Source organism: Halorubrum tebenquichense DSM 14210, assembly GCF_000337415.1.
In the GTDB taxonomy this organism is placed as follows: Archaea; Halobacteriota; Halobacteria; order Halobacteriales; family Haloferacaceae; genus Halorubrum; species Halorubrum tebenquichense.
The window spans coordinates 1-19,781 of record NZ_AOJD01000059.1; the positions used below are offsets into that span (position 1 = coordinate 1).

17 protein-coding genes, 1 tRNA gene and 1 pseudogene are annotated in these 19,781 nt (G+C 69.8%); 11 read left to right on the forward strand and 8 right to left on the reverse strand.

The annotated features are described in order from the left end of the window. The 4 genes from C472_RS10740 to C472_RS10755 form a co-directional block, all read right to left on the reverse strand. Positions 1–1,325, reverse strand: a 1,325-nt coding sequence (locus C472_RS10740) for a DUF58 domain-containing protein (RefSeq protein WP_006629859.1), incomplete at its 3' end; no start/stop codon positions are given. After that, positions 1,322–1,876, reverse strand: a complete 555-nt coding sequence (locus C472_RS10745; RefSeq protein WP_006629860.1) for a DUF7269 family protein — start codon at positions 1,874–1,876, stop codon at positions 1,322–1,324. The genes C472_RS10745 and C472_RS10740, both read right to left, overlap by 4 nt. Continuing rightward, positions 1,876–2,820, reverse strand: coding sequence for a DUF4129 domain-containing protein (locus C472_RS10750; RefSeq protein ID WP_193788347.1), 945 nt, complete (start codon positions 2,818–2,820; stop codon positions 1,876–1,878). The genes C472_RS10745 and C472_RS10750 overlap by 1 nt, the downstream gene beginning before the upstream one ends. A 75-nt stretch (positions 2,821–2,895) precedes the next feature. Beyond that, complete coding sequence (locus tag C472_RS10755; protein WP_006629862.1) at positions 2,896–3,945, reverse strand: MBL fold metallo-hydrolase; 1,050 nt, start codon at positions 3,943–3,945, stop codon at positions 2,896–2,898. A gap of 141 nt (positions 3,946–4,086) precedes the next feature. On the opposite strand from C472_RS10755, the gene C472_RS10760 reads away from it, so the two are divergent. From C472_RS10760 to C472_RS10770, 3 genes are all read left to right on the forward strand, one after another. Next, entirely contained in the window at positions 4,087–4,464 is a 378-nt protein-coding gene (locus C472_RS10760; RefSeq protein ID WP_006629863.1) for a hypothetical protein, read from the forward strand. Positions 4,465–4,910: 446 nt separating this feature from the next. Continuing rightward, positions 4,911–7,160 carry a phosphoribosylformylglycinamidine synthase subunit PurL gene (gene purL / locus C472_RS10765; RefSeq protein WP_006629864.1) on the forward strand — a complete coding sequence of 750 codons (2,250 nt, stop codon included), beginning with the start codon at positions 4,911–4,913 and terminating at the stop codon, positions 7,158–7,160. Between the two features lie 159 nt (positions 7,161–7,319). Further along, positions 7,320–8,483, forward strand: coding sequence for an ABC transporter ATP-binding protein (locus C472_RS10770; RefSeq protein WP_006629865.1), 1,164 nt, complete (start codon positions 7,320–7,322; stop codon positions 8,481–8,483). Positions 8,484–8,538: 55 nt separating this feature from the next. Here C472_RS10770 and C472_RS17560 read toward each other — a convergent pair whose 3' ends face one another. The 3 genes and pseudogenes from C472_RS17560 to C472_RS10780 all read right to left on the reverse strand — a co-directional run bounded on the left by C472_RS17560 (position 8,539) and on the right by C472_RS10780 (position 10,376). After that, entirely contained in the window at positions 8,539–8,688 is a 150-nt protein-coding gene (locus C472_RS17560) for a DUF7550 family protein (RefSeq protein WP_006629866.1), read from the reverse strand. A gap of 56 nt (positions 8,689–8,744) precedes the next feature. Beyond that, positions 8,745–9,605 (reverse strand): hypothetical protein, encoded by an 861-nt coding sequence (locus tag C472_RS10775; RefSeq protein ID WP_006629867.1) that lies wholly within the window; start codon positions 9,603–9,605, stop codon positions 8,745–8,747. A gap of 188 nt (positions 9,606–9,793) precedes the next feature. Beyond that, positions 9,794–10,376: pseudogene (locus C472_RS10780) on the reverse strand (DUF7344 domain-containing protein). Between the two features lie 467 nt (positions 10,377–10,843). On the opposite strand from C472_RS10780, the gene C472_RS17370 reads away from it, so the two are divergent. The 5 genes from C472_RS17370 to C472_RS10800 all read left to right on the forward strand — a co-directional run bounded on the left by C472_RS17370 (position 10,844) and on the right by C472_RS10800 (position 17,582). Next, on the forward strand, positions 10,844–11,515 hold the full coding sequence (locus C472_RS17370; protein ID WP_006629869.1) for a hypothetical protein: 672 nt from the start codon (positions 10,844–10,846) through the stop codon (positions 11,513–11,515). A gap of 731 nt (positions 11,516–12,246) precedes the next feature. Next, entirely contained in the window at positions 12,247–13,791 is a 1,545-nt protein-coding gene (locus tag C472_RS10785; protein WP_006629870.1) for a CARDB domain-containing protein, read from the forward strand. Positions 13,792–13,900: 109 nt separating this feature from the next. Beyond that, positions 13,901–14,836: a hypothetical protein gene (locus tag C472_RS10790; RefSeq protein WP_006629871.1), complete on the forward strand. Its 936-nt coding sequence runs from the start codon at positions 13,901–13,903 to the stop codon at positions 14,834–14,836. A 151-nt stretch (positions 14,837–14,987) separates the two neighbouring features. After that, the gene (locus C472_RS10795; protein WP_006629872.1) at positions 14,988–16,151 is read left to right on the forward strand and encodes a signal peptidase I; all 1,164 of its coding nucleotides are present in this window, start codon (positions 14,988–14,990) and stop codon (positions 16,149–16,151) included. A 3-nt stretch (positions 16,152–16,154) separates the two neighbouring features. Continuing rightward, a complete protein-coding gene (locus tag C472_RS10800) occupies positions 16,155–17,582 on the forward strand; it encodes a DUF5305 domain-containing protein (protein WP_006629873.1) in 1,428 nt (475 codons plus the stop codon). A gap of 104 nt (positions 17,583–17,686) precedes the next feature. On the opposite strand, the gene C472_RS10805 is transcribed toward C472_RS10800, so the two are convergent. Next, positions 17,687–17,881, reverse strand: a complete 195-nt coding sequence (locus tag C472_RS10805; RefSeq protein WP_006629874.1) for a heavy-metal-associated domain-containing protein — start codon at positions 17,879–17,881, stop codon at positions 17,687–17,689. Between the two features lie 125 nt (positions 17,882–18,006). Here C472_RS10805 and C472_RS10810 point away from each other — a divergent pair, with 125 nt between their 5' ends. The 3 genes from C472_RS10810 (at position 18,007) to C472_RS10820 (ending at position 19,367) form a co-directional block, all read left to right on the forward strand. Further along, entirely contained in the window at positions 18,007–18,597 is a 591-nt protein-coding gene (locus C472_RS10810) for an AsnC family transcriptional regulator (protein WP_006629875.1), read from the forward strand. Between the two features lie 71 nt (positions 18,598–18,668). Continuing rightward, positions 18,669–18,781, forward strand: a tRNA-Gln gene (locus C472_RS10815). Positions 18,782–18,881: 100 nt separating this feature from the next. Next, complete coding sequence (locus tag C472_RS10820; RefSeq protein WP_006629876.1) at positions 18,882–19,367, forward strand: hypothetical protein; 486 nt, start codon at positions 18,882–18,884, stop codon at positions 19,365–19,367. Positions 19,368–19,781 lie beyond the last annotated feature (414 nt).

Consider the following 19,781-nt stretch of genomic DNA (forward strand, 5'->3'; position numbering starts at 1 on the left):
AACGCGGTCAGCCGCTCGCCGGCAGTCCCGGTCGCCGTGGGGTCGGGCGAGAGCACCGTCACGAGGTGGCCGTGCGCGTCGATCCGGCGCGCGAGCGACGCCGCGGTGTCGTCCGCCAGTGGTGTGAAGAACAGCACCTGCGCGTCGGCCGGGAGCCGCCGCCGGAACCGCCGGAGCCACAGCGACCGGTAGAACGCCTCGCCGCTCGGGGTCGGTGCCAGCGCCGGGTCGGTGGCGAGCGTCTCCCGTCCCCGGGCCGCGTGGACGGTCCCGCTGCCCGGCGGGAGCCAGCAGTCCAGCGGCGACAGCGCCGCGATCCCCACGCGGTCGCCGCCGTCGAGGAGCGCCGAGAACGCCTGTCCGGCGGCCGCGACGCTCGCCTCCACCGCCGTCTCGGCGTCGGGGTCGCGCGCGGCGTACGCCGGCTCGCGGGCGTCGACGAGCAGCACGACGGTGGCGGACCGCTCCTCGCGCAGTTCGACGGTCGACAGCTCTCCCGTCCGCGCCCGGCGGTTCCAGTCGACCCGCTTGAGCGGGTCGCCCCGGCGGTACTCCCGCGTCGCGTGGAACTCGACCCCGGAACCGCCCACGTCGGTCGGGACCCGACCGTGGTGGACGGTCGTCAGCCCCCGTAAGGGGAGGTCGCCCCCGGCGGACAGCTCCGGGGTGCAGGCGATGGTCGTCGGGGCGTCGAGCGCCGTCGTTCGTTCCCGAGCGCCCGCCGCGTCGCGCGTGATCGCGGTCAGCGGCTCCCACTCGTGGTCGCCGCGCGCCGCCCGCACGGTGTACTCGAACGCGACCGCCGTCCCCGGCCGCAGCGCGGTCGCGACCCGCGCCGGCCCGTCGACGACCGCCAGCCCCGGCGGGACGCCGTCGACGAGCCGGAGGTCCGGCAGCGCGGCGTCCCCGACGTTCTCGGCGCGAACGGTCACGCGGACCTCGTCGCCGGGGGCTGGGGTCTCGTCGCTCACCGACCGCGTCACCGCGAGCGCCGGGGGCGGCGCGTCGCCGGCCCGGGCGTACACGGCGTACCCGACGCCGACCGCGCCCGCGAGCACCAGCGACGACTGTCGGACGAGCACGCCGAGCCCGACGAGCGCCAGCGACGCCCCGGCGATCCCGAGCCACCGGTCCGTCTCGACCGCCCGTCGGTGTTCCGGGTCGACCGGGGTCGCGTCCGAGCGCCCTTCCTCGTCGCCCGCGCCCGCGTCGTCTCCCCCGTCGATCGCTGCCGCATCGCCCCCGTCGTCGCTCGGGACGGTCGAGTCACTCGGATCACTCGACACGGCCGATCCGGATGCGACCGCCGCCCGCGAGTCGCTCACGCCGCACCTCCGGACTCGATCCGGTCGATCGCGTCGATCGCCGCCCGCAGCCCGTACCAGTAGCGCGAGCGCCCCCGGACCGTGGCCGAGAGGCGGACGCGGAGCGGGTATCGGCTCCGCGCGTCGAGGAACGCGGCTGCGACGGGGTCGTCCGTCCACGTCCCGTCGTCGACGGCCGCCTCGGCCGCCTCCCGCGAGCAGTCGCGGTCGCGGGCGACGGCCTCGACCGCCACGCCCCGGACCCGGTCGCGGAGGTCGCGGCGGTCCCGGTACCCGCCCGGTGCCGGGCTGGCGACCCGCGCGATCCGCTCGTCGAGGTCCGCGCCGGGGACCGCGGCCGGCGCGCGGCGCTCCGGCTCCCCCGGCTCCGTCGACAGCCGCCGCCGGTCCCGGCGCGCGTTCGCGTATCGGATCCCCTGGACCACGCCGAGGACGCCGATCAGCGTGACGACGGTCGCGGTGGGGGAGATGGCCGCCGCCACGCCGCGGTCGACCGCCGCGAGGAGGCCGACGGCGACGGAGGCCACGCCCGCGACGACGAGGAAGCGCACTACGAGTCGCCCCCGTGTCGCTCCTCGATCCGGCGCAGCGCCTCGACGGCGCGGCGCTCGCGGTCGTCCGTCGGGTCCTCGCCGCCGTACCGCACGCGCTCGAACACCTCGGTGAGCGCGGTCACCGGCTCCTCGTCGACGCCGGCGTCGACCGCGGCGGTCGCGAACTCGGCCGGGGTCGAGGAGGCGGGCCGGTCGACGTCGAGCGCGTCTGTCATGTCCCGCCACGCGCGGTACACCTCGTTGTCCGCGTCCGACGACTCGATCCGGTCGGCGGCCTCGCCGGCCGCCCGCCCGACCGCGTCGAGGTCCGGCGGCTCCTCGTCCGGCTGCTCGGGGTCCGCGCGCTCCCCGTCGGCCTCGTCGTCGCCCCCGGCGAGGAGGAGGACGGCGACGCTCGCGACGATCGCGGCCACGACGACCAGCGCGAACAGGGCCTCCGGCGTCGACGCCGCGCCCTCGCCGCCGCCGAACCCGCCGCCCCCGGGAGCGCCCTCGGGGAACAGCCCCGTCTCGTTGCCGCCGAGGCCGAGCGACACCGAGACGCGCTGTCCGCCCGCCCCGCACGCCGACAGCACCCAGAAGAGGACGCCGATCGGGGCACCGATAACGCCGGAGACGGCGACGCTCGCGAACGGCGACGCGGTGTCCCGATAGGTGATCGCGGCGAGCAGCGCCATCCCGAGGAGCAGCGCGGCGAGGGCCGGGGGCTCCCTGAGCGACGGCAGGCAGACGCCGGAGGTCGACAGCCCGCCCGACTCCCCGGGCGAGGTGAGCACGCCCGGGTCCCCGTCGGTCTCACCGACGCTCGGGGACTCCCCGCCGCCCCCGCCGAACCCGCCGCTGCCGGTGTCGACCGCGGAGTCCAGCGTCGCGGCCGCGACGCCGAGGGCGACGACGGCGAGGAGGGCGACGACGACCGCGGCGAGGGCGTCCCGCTTCACGTCCCCGAATACGACGGCCGGCACGAATACCTTTCGCCGACCCGGAGCGCGCCGGAAACCGACGCGGGACCGCGACTACGCGTCCTCGCCGCCGTCGACGAGGTCGTCCAGCGGCGTGGTCGGGAACAGCGCCGCCACGTCCGGGTCGGGGTCGACGAGGCGGTAGGCGGGCCCGTCGCGCTCGACGACGCCGGCCGCCGCGAGGTGATCGAGGTGCGAGAACGCCTCGCCGGGCCCGTGGAGGACGTGGATCCCCTCAAGCGACCCGAACAGTTCGGCCGAGACCTCCCACGCGGTCGCCGGTCCCGACTCGTCCAAGACGCCGACCACCCGGCGCGTCCGGTGGCGGTGGTGGTCGAGGATCGTCGCGGCGCGTCGGCTCGGGTCGTCGATCCGCCAGCGGTGGCCCGGGTGGGCGGCGTCGAAGTCGCGCTCGACGATCCGCGCGAGGCTCTCGGCGTAGGCCGCGAGCGCGCCCTCGACGCGCACGTCCGCGCCGCCGACGTTGGGGGTGTACTTCGGGAGCAGCGCGTCGCCCGTGAACGCCTCCGCGGTCGCGTCCGCGCCCGCGACCGGGTCGTGGTCCGGCACCGTCCGCGGGTCGAACGCGAACCCGGAGAGGCCGGCGGTGTGGCCGGGCAGGTGGAGGGCTTCGAGCTCGACGCCGCCCGCCCGAATCGTCTCGCCGTCGCCGAACGTCGTCACGTCGGCGGGGCGACCCGACAGGTCCGCGCTGACCGCGCCGAAGAACGCCGTCAGGCGCTCCCGGTCGGCGTCGGGCATCCCCCACCGCTCGAACGTCTCGCGCTGGAGGTCGCGGTCGGTGAAGAGCGGCGTCTCGCTGCCGTCGACGAGGGCGGCGTCGGCCTCGTGGACGTACACGTCCGCGCCGCTTTCGGCCTGAACCTCGCCCGCCAGCCCCGCGTGGTCCGGGTGCCAGTGGGTGAGCACGACCGCGTCCACGTCGGCGAAGGCGAGTCCGTACTCGTCGAGGCCGTCGACCAACTCCTCGCGTACCTCGGGGAGCGCGACGCCGGTGTCGACGAGCGCCGTCGTTTCGCCGTCGAGCAGGTAGACGTCGTTCTCGCCCTCGAAGACGGTGTTCCCGAGTTGGATCCGTTTCACACGCCCACCTCGGCTGCCGGGCATTTCACCGTTTCTACCCCGCCGCGCCTCGGTCGGGCGCGGCCCCCCCGATCGCGACCAACCGCCGCCGGAGCCGGCGCGATCCGTTGGGGCTTTGCTTCTCCCGCCCCTCCGGACGGTATGGAGTATCAACCGGGCGTCTGTAACATCGGACCGACCCAACAGCGGCGGCGGCTCCTCCTCGGCGTCGGGTCGCTCGCGCTCGCCGCGGTCTTCGTCGCGGCGGTCGTCGCGCTCGCGTGGCCGCAGTGGTCGCTCGCCCTCTCGGTGTTCCCCCTGTACGGGGCCGCGATGGGCTGGCTACAGTACCGCGAGCGCTTCTGTATCGGCTTCGCCGGCATCGGCGTCTTCGACGTGGGCGAGGGCACGAGCGAGGTCGTCGACGAGGCGGCGCTCGCCGCCGACCGCAAGAAGGCGGTCAAACTCAACGCCAAGGCGGTCGGAATCGGCGTGGTCGGGACGGTCGTGGTCTACGGCGCGTCAGTCGTTCTCCTGTGATCGGTCGTCGGTGTTTTTCGAGGTAATACGGTCGGAAATCCGGCCGTTCGATTCTAGCACCTCGACGGTGTGACCGAGACCGCCGAAGCCCCAGCCGGGAGCCGGGCGCACGCTCGCTGCGCTCCTCACTCGCTCGCTGCGCTCCTCACTCGCTCGCTGCGCTCCCTCGTTGTGGTGCTTACGTCGCCTCCGCCCGGCTCCCGGCTGCCCCTTCGAGTCCCACCCGCATAGCACCTCTCGCCTCCCCAGCCTCGTCGGCGGTCCTCTGCTTCGCTTCGGACCGCCGACTCCCTCGCGCGTTCGACTCGCACCCTGCGGGCGCTCGTCGGCACGCGCCACCGCACAGAGTTCACAGAATCGTATCTCCATGTCGTCGCGGCCGGTTTGATCACCACGAACGTGCGTATAGAAAAGCATTAGAACCGGCTCGGTGACCACGTAAGTGAATGAGTCTGTCCGACCCGGACCACGAGCTCGTCGTCGCGGAGCTCGGTCGGGAGCCGACGCCGGCCGAGGCCGCGCTGTTCGAGAACCTCTGGAGCGAGCACTGCGCGTACCGCTCCTCCCGGCCGCTCCTGTCGGCGTTCGACAGCGAGGGCGAGCAGGTCGTCGTCGGTCCCGGCGACGACGCGGCGGTCCTCGCGCTCCCCGAGCCCGACGCCGCGGACGCCCCCGCGGCCGAGCGCGACGCCGACGACTACGGCGACACCTACGTCACCTTCGGCGTCGAGAGCCACAACCACCCCTCCTTCGTCGACCCGTTCGACGGGGCCGCGACGGGCGTCGGCGGTATCGTCCGCGACACGATGAGCATGGGCGCGTACCCGATCGGACTCCTCGACTCGCTGTACTTCGGCGACTTCGACCGCGAGCGCTCGCGGTACCTCTTCGAGGGCGTCGTCGAGGGAATCTCCCACTACGGCAACTGCATCGGCGTCCCCACCGTCGGCGGCAGCGTCGCCTTCCACGGCGGCTACGAGGGGAACCCGCTCGTCAACGTCGCCTGCGTCGGCGTCACGGACGCGGACCGACTGGTCACCGCGACCGCCGAGGAGCCGGGGAACAAGCTCGTCTTGGTCGGCAACGGCACCGGGCGCGACGGGCTCGGCGGCGCGTCCTTCGCCAGCGAGGACCTCGCCGAGGACGCCGAGACCGAGGACCGGCCCGCGGTTCAGGTCGGCGACCCCTACGCGGAGAAGCGGCTGATCGAGTGCAACGAGGCGCTCGTCGACGAGGACCTGGTCCTGTCGGCCCGAGACCTCGGCGCGGCCGGCCTCGGCGGCGCGTCCTCCGAGCTCGTCGCGAAGGGCGGGCTCGGCGCGCGGATCGATCTGGACGCCGTCCACCAGCGCGAGCCGAACATGAACGCGACCGAGATCCTGCTCGCCGAGAGCCAGGAGCGGATGTGTTACGAGGTCGCACCCGACGACGTCGAGCGCGTCCGCGACCTCGCCGAGCGGTTCGACCTCGGCTGCTCGGTCATCGGCGAGGTGACGGACGGCAACTACGTCTGCGAGTTCGCGGGCGACGACGGCGAGTCAGAGACCGTCGTCGACGCGCCCGCCGAGTTCCTCGCCGACGGCGCGCCGATGAACGACCTCGCGAGCGAGCCGCCGAGCGAGTCTGAACGCGACCTCCCCGACGACGAGCCGCCGCTCGACGAGGCGGTCGCGGCCGTCCTCGCGGCCCCCTCGACCGCGAGCAAGCGCTGGGTGTACCGCCAGTACGACCACGAGGTCGGCACGCGCACCGCGGTGAAGCCCGGCGACGACGCCGCGCTGCTCGCGATGCGGGAGACGGAGGACGGGAGCGGAGCGGTCGACGGCTCCGGCGACGCCGACGGCGTCGGGCTCGCGCTGTCGTCCGGCGCGAATCCGAAGTGGACCGCGGTCGCGCCGTACGACGGCGCTCGCGCGGTCGCCTTGGAGAACGCGACGAACCTCGCCGCGACCGGCGCGCTCCCGCTGGCGGCGGTCGACTGCCTCAACGGCGGCAACCCCGAGAAGCCGGACGTGTACGGGGCGTTCGAGGGTATCGTCGACGGACTGGCGGACGCCTGCGCGGCGCTCGACACGCCCGTCGTCGGCGGCAACGTCTCGCTGTACAACGACAGCGTCGAGGGGCCGATCCCGCCGACGCCGACGCTCGCGGTGCTGGGCACGACGCGGGGGTACTCGGCCCCGCCGGCCGCCCTCGACGCCGACCGCGCGGCCGACTCCGAACTGCTGCTCGTCGGGGCCGGGGGCGACGCCCTCGGCGGCTCCGAGTACCTCGCGCACGCCGGCGGGAGCGACCGGTTCCCGACGCTGCCCGACGACTCCGGTGCGGCCGACGACCTCGGCGGCCTCGTCGCGTCGCTCGCGGCCGCCGCCCGCCACGAGTCGACGCTCGCGGCCCACGACGTGAGCGAGGGCGGACTCGCGGTCGCGCTCGCCGAACTGGTGACCGACGAGGCGGGCGTCGACGCGACGCTGCCGGACCGCGTCGCGGCCTTCGACGAGACCCCGGGGCGGCTCCTGGTCCAGACGACCGATCCCGAGGCGGTCGCGGCCGTCGCGGGCGACCTCCCCGTCTTCCGGATCGGGTCCGTGACGACCGACGGCGCGCTCTCGCTCGCGGTGGGCGAGGAGTCGGTCGCGCTCTCGGCCGACGCGGTCCGCGACCGCCGCGACGTGATCGACCGGGAACTGGCCTGAGCGGTCGCGGCGCGGTCGAACCGCCCCGATTCCGGAGATGGTGCGGACTCGAATCTCCCGATTTCGACGGCCCGAGAGCGAGCGATACGCTTTTAGGTACTCCTAAAGTATGTGGCGGCAACCGCGGGACGCCGGTCGCCCGGTGCCCGCCCCTCATCGATGGCATCCACTGAACCAGTCGGGACGACGCGCTCGGTCGAGTCGGAGGACGCCGCGCCCGATCGCCGGGCGACCGCCGCGTCCGACGACGCGGACGACGCCGTCGCGGACCCGGTGTTGTCGCTGTCCGGCGTCACGAAGTCGTTCGGCCCGGAGACCGCCGTCGACGACGTCTCGCTCGACGTCCAGCCCGGCGAGCTTCTGACGTTTCTCGGCCCCTCCGGCTGCGGCAAGACGACGACGCTCCGCACCATCGCGGGCCTCGAAGAGCCGACCGAGGGCCGGATCTCGCTCGACGGCGACGTGGTCGCCGGCGACCGGTCGTTCGTCCCGCCGGAGCGACGCGACGTGGGTATCGTCTTCCAGAACTTCGCGCTGTTCCCGCACCTCTCCGTCCGCGAGAACATCGCGTTCGGGCTGACCGACGCCGACGCCGCCGAGAGCGAGGCGCGCGTCGACGAACTGCTCGAACTGGTCGAGATGACTGACCACGGCGAGAAGACCCCCGACCAGCTCTCCGGCGGGCAGAAGCAGCGCGTCGCCCTCGCGCGGTCGCTCGCGCCCGAACCGGAAGTGCTCCTCTTAGACGAGCCGTTCTCGAACCTCGACGTCCGCCTCCGGGTGGAGATGCGCGAGGAGGTCCGCCGCATCCTGAAGGAGGCCGGCGTCACCGCGATCTCCGTCACTCACGATCAGGAGGAGGCGATGTCCATCTCTGACCGCGTCGCCGTCATGAACGACGGAACCATCGAGCAGGTCGGCAGTCCCGAGACCGTCTTCGAACGCCCCGAGTCGAAGTTCGTCGCCTCCTTCCTCGGCCGGGCGTCGTTCCTCGAAGGGGAGCTCCGCGACGAGCAGGTCGAGACCGGGATCGGCCGGTTCGACGCCGTGACGCTGGAGGGGTACGACACCGTCTACGACGGCGCGCCCGTCGACGTGTTAGTGCGGCCCGACGACCTCCGCGCGACGCCCGCGAGCCCCGAGCTGGCGGACGGAGTCATCGTTTCGCGGCAGTACGTCGGTCCCTCGTTCGTCTACCGGGTCGAGTTGGAGTCCGGTGACACGGTCCACTGCCTCCACAACCACGTCGAGGAGTTCGGGCTCAACGAGCCCGTCACGGTCGAACTCACCGCCGACCACCCGCTCGCGTGGTACCCGCGGTAACAGAGCCGCGGCTGGCGGCGGTCAGAGTTCTCGAAAACACGGCGAGCGGCGGCGTTCAGAAGGTCGCGAGGAACGGGACGGCGTACGCGAGCAGCAGTCCGACGAGCGTGACGGCCGCGCCGATGCCGACCTCTCGGCTCCCGAACGCCTGCATCGGCGAGGTCACGCGCTTGTCCGGGTCCGGCTCGTGAGAGTGGTCGTCCATGTCCGGAGTTGCGGTCGGGGGATACAAAAGAGCATCTGAACGGCGTCGCGAGACAGTCAGTTCCAGAACGGCTCCGTTTCCGTCTCGCTCGGCTCAACCCTACCTCCACCGTTTTCCGGCGCTACGAAGACTCCGTCGAACTCCGCTATCTCGACACCGACAATGTCGCCAGTCAGACTCTCGTCGAACGCATCCGGATACAGATCCGTGTTCACGTGTACCGATTCGAACTCGTCGTTTGAGGTCACGCTGTCGTTGACCTCACAGTACAGTTTCGCGTCGACGACACCGGTCGTTCCGCCACCCCCACCACTGTTCTCGGTCGTGAGGATTCGTACCTTGTCGCCGCTGCCGAAGAACTTGACCATGGTAACGTCTGACGCCACCTCCGAACTCCCTCCGACCGCCCCCTCTCCATCTTCGTCGTCTCCCTCGCTGACCGTGTACTTCCGCGTCTTATCGACGGTCGCTCCCCCGTCAGCAACCGTTCCGGAGAACGAGAGTTCGAGATCAACCGACTCGCTTCCTTCGAAATCGACGTTCACGACGGCTCTCTGACCGAGGCCGATATCGACGCGTTCGAAGCCAGAGCCGCCACCGTCATCGGATTCGATTTCAACTTCGATCTCGATTTCACCGTCGTCCCTTTCAGTCTCGACCTCGGCCTCGTACTCGCCGTCCGGCCCTACCACCGTCGCGGTCAGACCCAGAGAGAGCGCTCCAGCAAACTGGTTTTTGATCTGGAGGCCCCCCTCGTCGTCTGGGTGCCCCTCGATTCCGAGATACGCCTTCTCGTCTTCGACGACGTTCACGCTCACCTCGCGGTCGGCGCTCACGCTGGAGAACGCGCCGGTCCCCGCGCTCGCGGCCGCCGCGCTGCCGCCGCCGAGCAGGAGGATGAGCTGTCGTCGTTTCATGTGTCGGACTCGCTCACGGCTGTGGTCGGTTCCGTGCCAGCAGTACGCATGCCGTCGGTATAATTATCCGGTGCCGGAACCGGTTCTGGCACTCCCTGAACGACTTGGTCGCGGCGTGATCCGGTCATAGCGTGGCGTTCTGCGCTTCGCTCTCCGTCGCGTCCGGGTCGCTCGTCAGCGACCGCACGCTAGTTCAACTCCGGCGGGTCGCCGTCGCCGCCGACCCGCATCTCGGCGGTGTAGTAGTGGTGGGTGACCGCCGAGAACGCGAACGCGACGACGATGGCGACCGTCCACGCCATCTCGGGGAGCAGCGCGAACGGCCACGCGCCGAGCCACACCGCGGCCGTGAGCGCGGTCGCGACCCCCGAGAGCCCGAGGTAGTACTGGCTCCACGGGATCTCGCTGCCCTCGACCACGTCCATGTACACGTCCACGTCCTCCAGCGCGGGCGTCGGCTCGACGACGCCGCGGTCCTTGTTGAACTTGACGACGCCCGCGTCGTCCATCTTCGGCAGGTGGGACTGCTGGAGCGCGGTGTACACGCGCTTGCGGTCGCTCCCGGTTATCTCCGCGACGTCGACGTCGTTCTCCCAGGCCGCGATCTGCTCCGCCATCTCCCCGATCTCGACGCTTCCCCCCCGATTCGCCCTTCAGCAGATGGACCGCGAACCGTCGGCGCTGGTTCGCTAACACCTTGTATAATTCGTCCTCCGAGATGTCTGTCGCCGGTTCGGCCCCTCCCCGCCCAACCTGTTGTACCGACGCCATTTCTTGTCAGACACATATGATCCAATCAACATAAACGCTCCGGTAGTGATAGCGTTCGGATACTTTCGGATCGCGCGAACGGTTCGGAACTACCCGATCAAGACTGCCGAAAACGCAGGAAGAGAGACAGATAAACTCGATTCGACGATTCTGAGGTTTATGACACCGACCGATCGACGGGTCTCGTATCAGAATATCAGAACGTATTTTCGTATTTCACTCGTCGGAAAAATCACCTTCCACGGGTGATTATCGCGCTTCAGGCACCACCTGAACGCGGATCGACCCGGTTTCAGGCCGGGGCAGAACGTTCCCCCCGCTCGTTCAGCGACCCCCGGAAGTGTTTCTGGAAATTCATTACAATATGGGATAGGCCCCATGGGTGTAGTAGAGCGACCCCGGGTGACGCGGGATGTCCCGCGTCGGCGGCCGCGGGTCGTGTGCGGACACAACGAGGTTACACAACTATGGCAAACCGACGCAAGTTCCTCGCCGGACTGGGCGCATTGGCTTCAGGTAGCGCGGCAGCGGTTGGTACCGGGGCGTTTTCATCCGTCTCTGCCACCAGAACTGTCAGCGTCAATGTCGCGAGTGATGAGAGCTCGTTCCTCGCTCTAAATGCAACAGATGAACGCGCCTCAATAACCGACGGTCAACTTGAACTGGAGTTTGATAACTCCGGAGAGGGTGCACTGGGACTGAATCCTAACTCTCGGACCGCCTTCTTGGATGTGTTCGAGATCACGAACCAAGGCGATGACCCTGCGTACGTGGGTGTGGGCGTTGAGCAATCAGATGTGTACGCTGATGGAGCTGGGAATCCGCTCCTGGCTGATTACGAGAATCTGAGTATGTTCGTGTACGCTGAGGATTCAAACGGAAACGGTCCGGGACTGTCGTTCAATGGCGGGAACGGTAACATGGAAATTGACAGTGGCGGCCGGGTTGACGCTGACTTTGACAGTAATGGAACATCTGTTCCAGAAGATAATCCACGGATCCTGAGTCCCGGAGACTCCATTAGCGTTGATTTCAGCTTTATTGTTGACGGAAATTCGCTGGGTACCGGTGGTAACGATGAGATAGTCGTTGCTGCTGCTGATCCGAACGCAACAGGCCGAGATCCAGACGATAACTAACAATAAAAGATGAATCGCCGAAGGCTCCTCAAGTCGGCTATTCCGCTCGCAGGAGGGCTGGCGACCACCATCGGATCGGGAGCCTTCAGCAGCGTCCAAGCGGAACGTAGCGTTGAGGTCGCAGTCGTTGACGACGACCAAGCATACCTTCGGCTTGAGGCGAAAGATTCGACTGGAAGTGTCCGAGCAGAGGATTCAACCGGCCAGCTACGATTCTTCATTCCCGGTCTCAACAGCCAAGCAGATGGGACCGGAGTCGCACCAAATTCTGTGCACATCTTTGATCCACTTGTGCGTGTCGAGAACTTGGGAGATGACCCAGTCGAACTGTTTAGCGAGACCCCAAGTTCAATTCCCGATCAGTTTGACCGGATTTCTCTAACTGTGTCAGGCGATCCAGTAGATAGTGAGGCCGATGCTGTAGAATTATCTACCGGAGGATCCATCAGTTGTGGTCTCCTAATTGAAACTGCTCCTGATGCTTCCGTAACTGACGATCGGATCAAAAGTTCCATAAAAATTCGTGCGGACCCTCCCGGTAACTCTGACACAGATGAGGGAAGATAACTATAGATAATTTAAATTAATATTTAGTATTAATTTATATATAGAATTAATGAATTTAAGTTCTATTCTAAATTAAATATACTCTGGTAAGTGACTGCTCCATTCTGTGAGTCAAGCACCGCATAACGAAGTCCCTTTGAATACAACGAGAACATCTAGCACCAATGCCGACCGTCCGCCGGACCACTCTCACGATCCTGCTGGTCGCGGCCGCAGCGACTGCGCTTGCCCTCGCCACAGGCGCGGCAGTCGTCGGTGACGCCGACACCGTCGCAGACGGCGACCTCGCGGTCCAGCCGGCGGACGGCCCCAACGGGAACTACGCCTACCTGAACGACGACGACGAGATCGTCGTCGACGTCTCGGCGTCGAACCCGAACATCCGCGATCCCGACTTCGAGGGCGTCAACCCCGACGCGCTCGCCGCGGCGGACGGCGTCTTCGAGATCACCTACACGGCCGACGAGTACGCTCGCGTCTGGATCGACCACGGGGAAGAGAACGTCACGTTCGTCGCGGACGGGACCTCGATCGAGGGCCGGTCGAACAACGTCACGCTCGGGCCGAACGAGACGGTCGCGGTCGGGCTCCGCGTCGACGCGCGCGGCGCGGCGGCCGGGACCACCCTCGGCGGCGACGACTTCGACATCCGGGCGGAGATCGCCGAACCGGAGCGCGTCGGGACGACGGCGACCGACGATGACGACGGGGGCGGCGCGAGCACCACGGTCCGGGAACTCGCTGACGACCGCCGGCAGTTCACCGGACGCGACCTCCCCGCGGGCGGGGGGACGACGTTCGACGCGGCGCGGATGCGGCTCTCGGCGTACGCGACGCTCGACCGCGTGCGGGTCGAGAGCGCGACCGGAGGCGACGTCGCCTTCGAGACCGCCGGCTCGCCGGAGCCGTTCGCGAGCGCCGGCCCGCTGACCGACTCCCGCGGGGCGCGACCCGAGGCGTACTTCGAACTGAACCACTCCTTTTCGACCGAGGAAGTGTCCCGGGTTCGCTTCGGGTTCAGCGTCGACCGCGAGTACCTGAACGAGACGGGCGCGGACCCGGCGGACCTCTCGCTGTACCGCCGCTCGGAGGCCGAGTCCGACGGCTGGGAGCGGCTGGCGACCGAGCAAGTCGACCCCGCGGTCCGGGACATTCGCGACCTCCCCGAGGACCGGGTCCACCTCACCGCGACGACCGGCGAGTTCTCGGTGTTCGCCGTGGCGACGGAGCGACCGGTGTTCCGGCCGACGAGCGTCGCGCTCGACCGCGACGCCGTCGACCCCGGCGACCCCGTCACGGTGCGCGCGACGGTCGCGAACGAGGGCGGCGCGGACGGCGAGCGGCCGGTGACGCTCACCGCCGACGGCGACCCGGTCGCGACGGAGCGGGTCGACCTCGCCCCGGACGAGACGACGGTCGTCGCGTTCGAGACCGCGTTCGAGGAAGCCGGCACGTACGACCTCGCGGTGGACGGGACGGCCGCGGGGACGCTCGTGGTCGGGGATCCGGCCGGCGACGGGGCGGGTGAGGGGAGCGCGTCCGTCGGCGACGGCGACGCCTCTGACCCACCAAGCGACGGCTCGCAGGACGGAGGCGGCCCGACCGAGGAGCCGAGCGGAATCGACCTCTCGAACGTGGCCGGACTCCTGATCTTCCTCCTCGTGACGCTCGCCGGCGTCGCGCTCGCACGGCGGATGCCGAGGCCGTGACGGCCGGTCCCGCTCGGAACGGTCCGGCCGCCCACCGGGTCGCGGAGCGGTTATCACGACTGGATCGTCGGCCGACAGCGATTAACCCGATGTCGGCCAACCGAGTCCCGTGACCGACCTCTCGTCGGAGACGGACCGCCCGGCCGCCGGACGCGGCGGGAGCGACGGCTCCCACCGGAATCGGAACGCGGACGCCCGGTCCGGGTACGCGGCCTTCGCCGACGAGCTGGCGGCCCGCGCTCGCGTCGCCGACCTCATCGCGCTCTGTCTCCCGCCGGTCGTCCTCGTCGCCGTCTTCTCGCTACCGGAGGCGACCCGGCGCTCGCTGGCGTTCGCGTACGCGGATCCGACCTTCCTGTCGGCGTTCACGGCCCACTACGTCCACCTCGGGAGCGACCACCTCCTCGGGAACCTCGCCGGCTACGCGCTGTTGGCGGGGGCCGGCTACGCGCCCGCAGTCCTGAGCGGCCGCCGTCGACTCTTCTTCACGGCGTTCGTCACCTATCTCGGTGCCCTCCCGTTCGCGCTGTCCGCGCTGAACCTCGCCGTCCCGCGCGACGCCGTCGGCTTCGGCTTCTCCGGCGTCAACATGGCGCTCTCGGGACTGCTCCCCGTCCTGTGGTACTGTTACGCTCGCGACCGGTTCGCACCGAGCGCGTCGGTCGCTGCGCTGCCGGCCGTCTTCTTCGCGCTCGTCGGCTGGATCGCCCTCCTCGCGCTCCCCGTCTCGACCGAGGGGTACGGGATCGCTGGGCTGGCGATCGGCGTCGCGGGCGCGCTCCTCGCGGTGCTGTACGCGGCCAGCAGCGACCTCCGGCTCCCGCGGTCGCTCCGACAGGCGGCGAGGGCCGTCGCGTCGCGTCCCGGGCACGGGGACCTGCTCGTCGTCGGCGCGGTGGTCGCGGTCGGCTACCCCGTCGTCGGGTTCCCGGCCGACCCCTCCGGCGGGGGCAGCGTCGTGAACCTGTACGTCCATCTGCTCGGGTTCTGTCTCGGCTTCATCGGCCCGTTCGCGCTGCTCGCGGGCGGCGTCTTCGACGAGTAGTCCCGCCCGCAACCGACCGGACTCGCCTCCACCCACGAACTTATTAGGACACGCCGCCGTTCAGCGATCGACGGGTTACCTGACGCCTGCGCGACAGGAACCGCCCGGCGGTAACGCGCGGGGGATCGTCAACCCGGCCAAAAGCGACACAATGTCCGTCAAACGAACGCTGTCCGTGGCCCTTCAGGCGGCCGCGGTGCTGGTCGTCGTCTCGCTCGTCGTCGGCCAGTTCCTCGGCCAGCCGATCCTCCTCAGCTACGTCGAGACCGGGAGCATGCAGCCGACGCTCGATCCGGGAGACGGGTTCGTGGCGATCCCGGCCCAGATCGCCGGCGGTATCGGGACCGGCGACGTCGTGACGTTCAACGCCGAGGAGATACAGGGCGGCGGGCTGACGACCCACCGGGTGGTCGAGGAGACCGAGCGCGGCTACGTCACCCGCGGGGACAACAACCCGTTCACCGATCAGGACGGGGGCGAGCCGATCGTTCAGGACGCGGACGTGGTCGCGAAGGCGCTCCAGGTCGGCGGGAGCGTCGTCGTGATCCCGCACCTCGGCACCGCAGCCATGGGGTTCCAGTCCGCGCTCGACGCCGTCCAGACGCGGTTGGCGGTGACGTTCGGCGTCCGGTCGCTTCAGGGGACACAGGGGCTGGCGTACATCATCTTCGGCGCGTCGGTCGTCGCGTACGCGGTCGACTGGTACCTCGACGCAGGCTCCCGGAACCGCGAGTCGCGCGACCGGTCGCGCGACGACGGCACCTCCGTGCTGGCGATCCTCGGCGTCCTCGCGCTGGTACTCATGGCGACCGCGACGGCCGCGATGGTCGTGCCGGGCGGGACGCAGGAGTACGGCGTCGTGAGCGCCGAGTTCGAGTCGGAGAACCCGACCGTCATCGAGAGCGGTACGAGCCAGGAGATCGAGTACGTCGTCCCCAACGCCGGGCTCGTCCCCGTGTACGCGTACGTCTCGCCGGCGAGCCCGGGCGTCGACGTCGACCCGCAGCGGCTCTCGGTCGGCAGCCGGGGCGAGGCGTCGACGACGGTGACGCTGTCCGCGCCCGACGAGACCGGGTACTACCGGTTGTTCGTCGCCGAACACCGCTACCTCGCCGTGTTGCCTCCGGGCGTCGTCGACGAGCTGTACGGGGTCCACCCCTGGGCCCCGCTCGTTGCGATAAACGGCCTGCTCGGCGGCGGCATCGTCGGCGTCGGACTGCTGCTGTTGCGCGGCGAGCCCGCCAGAATCCGGTCGCGCGACTCCCGAGAGCGCCCCCCGCTTCACAGACGCGTCCTCCGCGAACTCTACAGATAACACATGTCTTCAGCCCCTTCCGAGCGTCGACTCCGACTCCGCGCCGTCCTGAACGCACAGTCCACCGCGATCCTCGTCGCCTGTCTCCTCCTCGCCGCGGTCGGGGCGGGGCTCGTGTACACGACGCACGTCGATCCCGGCACGACCGAGGAGAGCCGCACGGTTTCGTCGCTGACCGTCGAGAGCGAGTACCGCCACAGCGCGACGGTGACGGAGCCCAACGCCGTCTTCGCGACGGGGTCGGTGCTCGACGGACGCGACACGTACTTCACGCGGATCGCGCCGGAGCTGGACGTGGACGTGGCGACGACGTACGCGGCCTCCAGCGCCGAGAACGTGACCGTCGAGGTCGGCTCCACGCTCGTGATCCGCAACGTCGGCGAGGAGGACACCGTCTACTGGCGCGAGACGGAACCGCTGGCGTCCGAGACCGTCTCGGACGTCGCCCCCGGCGAGACGGTGAACGCCTCCTTCGCGCTCAACAGCACGGCGATCGACGGCCGGGTGGCGTCTATCGAAGAGCAGCTCGGTGCCTCGCCCGGCGAGACGGAGACGTTCGTCACGACCGAGGTCGCGGTCGACGGGAGGGTCGGCGGGGTCGCCACGGCGTCGACGCAGACGCTCGACATGACGCTCACGCACGGCGGCGACACCTACTCGGTCAGCGAGCCGGGCGTTCAGTCGGACACGACCTCGCGGACCGAGCGGGTGACAGTCGAGCGGAGCTACGGCGCGCTCCGGTCGTTCGGCGGGCCGCTCCTCCTGCTCGTCGGCCTCCTCGGAGCCGGGGGGATCGGGTACGCGACCCGGGAGTTCGACCTCGCGCTCGCGCCGGCCGAGCGCGAGTACCTCTCGTACCGCGACGACCGCTCGGAGTTCGACGAGTGGATCACGACGTTCCGACTGCCCGAGTCGGTCCACGACCGCCCGACCGCCGAGGCGGGGTCGCTCCGGGACCTCGTCGACTTCGCGATCGACAACGACACCGGCGTCGTGGAGGACCCGCGGACCGGCGCGTTCCACGCCGTCTCCGGCGAGTTCGTCTACACCTATCGCCCGCCGGCCCCGAACGGAGCGAGCGACGACGCCGGGGCCGAACCGGACGGCGCTGCGATCGGGCGAGACGGCGACCTCGCCGCCGCCGACTCCGTCTCCACCGACGACTCTCGCTCCGCCGGTGATTCCGACTCTGTCGACGGCTCCGGCTCCACGGACGATTCCGACTCTACCGACGATTCCGACTCTACCGACGAGCCCTCCTCCGCCGCCGACGACGGCAGCGGGTCGGTGATGAACTGGGTCCGCGACGCGATCTCGTCCGAGGCGTCCGACTCGTCCGAGGCGTCCGACTCGTCCGAGGCGTCCGCCGAGCAGGATCGGGACGACCGGCGCGACCCCGACGACTGGGACGCGGGAGACGACTCCCACTGAGTCGACCGCGGAGGACTCCGCGCGGTCGCCGCCGGTCCGATTCGACGTAAAAAGGGAGGCGATCCGGGCGCGTGCGCTACCTCCGTCGTCTACGCTATCGCCGCCTACGCTGACGCCTCGTAGCCGGCGTCCTCGATGGCGGCCACGACGGCGTCGATATCTATGTCGCCCTCGACGGTCGCGGTGCCGGCCTCGTGGTCGGCGCTCGCAGACTCGACGCCCGGCAGGTCGCCGAGCGCGTCGGTCACGTTGTCCTCACAGCCCGTACACGACATGCCGTCGACGTCTATCGTCGTCATACCTCGCCGTTGGCACCGCGGACACAACTGCCTTTTCGTCGCCCCCGCGGCCGACCGCTTTCCCGAACCCGCCCCGACCCGTCCCGCCCGGACGCCTTTTTGCCGCGCCGGCCGAACGGCCGGCCATGCGCACCCTGGACGAGACGGACCGGGAGATACTCCGGCTGCTGTTGGCCGACGCGAGGCGTCCGTACAGCGACATCGCCGAGCGCGTGGACCTGTCAGCGCCCGCGGTGTCGGACCGGGTCGACCGCCTCCGCGAGGTGGGCGTGATAGAGGGGTTCACGCTCCGGATCGACGGCGACGCGCTCTCCGACGGGCTGTCAGTCCTCGCGACGCTGTCCGTCGCCCCCGCGGACGCCGACCGGGTCCACGAGGCGGTCGCGGCCCACGAGCGCGTCGAGCACGCGTTCCTCACCGCCGACGGCGAGGTGACGGTCGCGGCGCGGGTCGAGGAGGGGACCGCCCGCGACCTCGTCGACGACGCGGTCGGATTGGACTCCGTGCGGGAGCTGTCGGTGCGACCGATCGACGCCCGCGAGTGGTCGCCCGCCGTCGGCGACGCGGACCTCGCGGTCGAGTGCGTCGAGTGCGGCAACACCGTCACCGCCGAGGGGGAGTCGGCCCGGATCGACGGGACGCTGTACCACTTCTGTTGCGGCTCCTGCCGGGAGAACTTCGCACAGCGGTTCGGCCGGATCGAGGAGGGGGCGTAGTCGGAGCGCGACCCCGCTCAGCGGTCGGAGAGAGTAACCTACTTGAGTGCCCGCCGGTTAGCCGGCATCGTAGTCCCGTGGTGTAGTGGCCAATCATAATGGCCTTTGGAGGGAGTTCGACCGCGTCGTACGGTCGGACGCCCGAAGTCAGCCATTGACGGCGGTTCGAATCCGCCCGGGACTACTCGAACATCTCACCGATTAGTGACCACGTCGCGGGGTCCTCGACTCCCGGTCAGGGCCCACCTATGTCATTTTTTACCATGCGAGTCGTTAGGGAGTCCATGGATCCGACCCAGTACCGGGACGCGGTCGTCGCGAACCGGCGCAGACACGGCTTCGAGGCGGTCGACGGGCCGGCGGCGTTCGATAGCCTGTGGGCGACCCGCGAGACGGACGACACCCTCGGTGCGGTCGCGGTGCTGGCCGCCGTCGTCGAGGCCCCGGAGGCCGACCCCGAGACGCTCGCCGAGACGGCCGAGTCGTTCCGCGACGCGCTCGCCGAGCAGGTGGACTCTCGGCCGGAACGTGCGGACGGCGGCGGGTCGCCGACGCCGATCGGCTACGTGACGTTCGCGGTTCCGGACCCGGACGCGTCGCTGCTCGACGCGATGTCCGGGTTCACGGTCGCGAAGCGGCGGACGAACGTGTTCCCTCTCGTGTACGACGTCGAGGCGGAGCGGCTCCACCGCCACGAGGTCCCGCGGCTGAAGGGCAGGGGGATCTACCGGCGGCAGGCGGAGGACGCCGAGCGGCTGTTCGCGGTGTAGGCCCGTACGCCGCGGTCGCCACCGTCAAGGTCTCCGATGTCCGGTACGGGACAGTCGTTACCGGTGACACGAACACCACCGAAGCCCCAGTCGCTCGGTCGTACGTGACTACTGTTTATAAACAGGGAATCGACACGAACACCACCGAAGCCCCAGTCGCGAGGACTCGCGCGGCTCGCTGCGCGCTTCGGTCGCTCACTTCGTTCGCTCCCTCCAGTGCTTACTTCGCCGTGCTTCGCCCTCGCGACTGCCCCTTCGAGTCCCGCCCGCCACAGCACCTCACACCTCCCCAGCCTCGTCGGTGGTCCTCCGCTTCGCTCCGGACCACCGACTCCCTCGCGCGTGCTCCTCGCGCCCGGTGGGCGCTCGCAGGCACGCGCCGACCGCACCGCCGTTTATAACCGAACGTCGCGG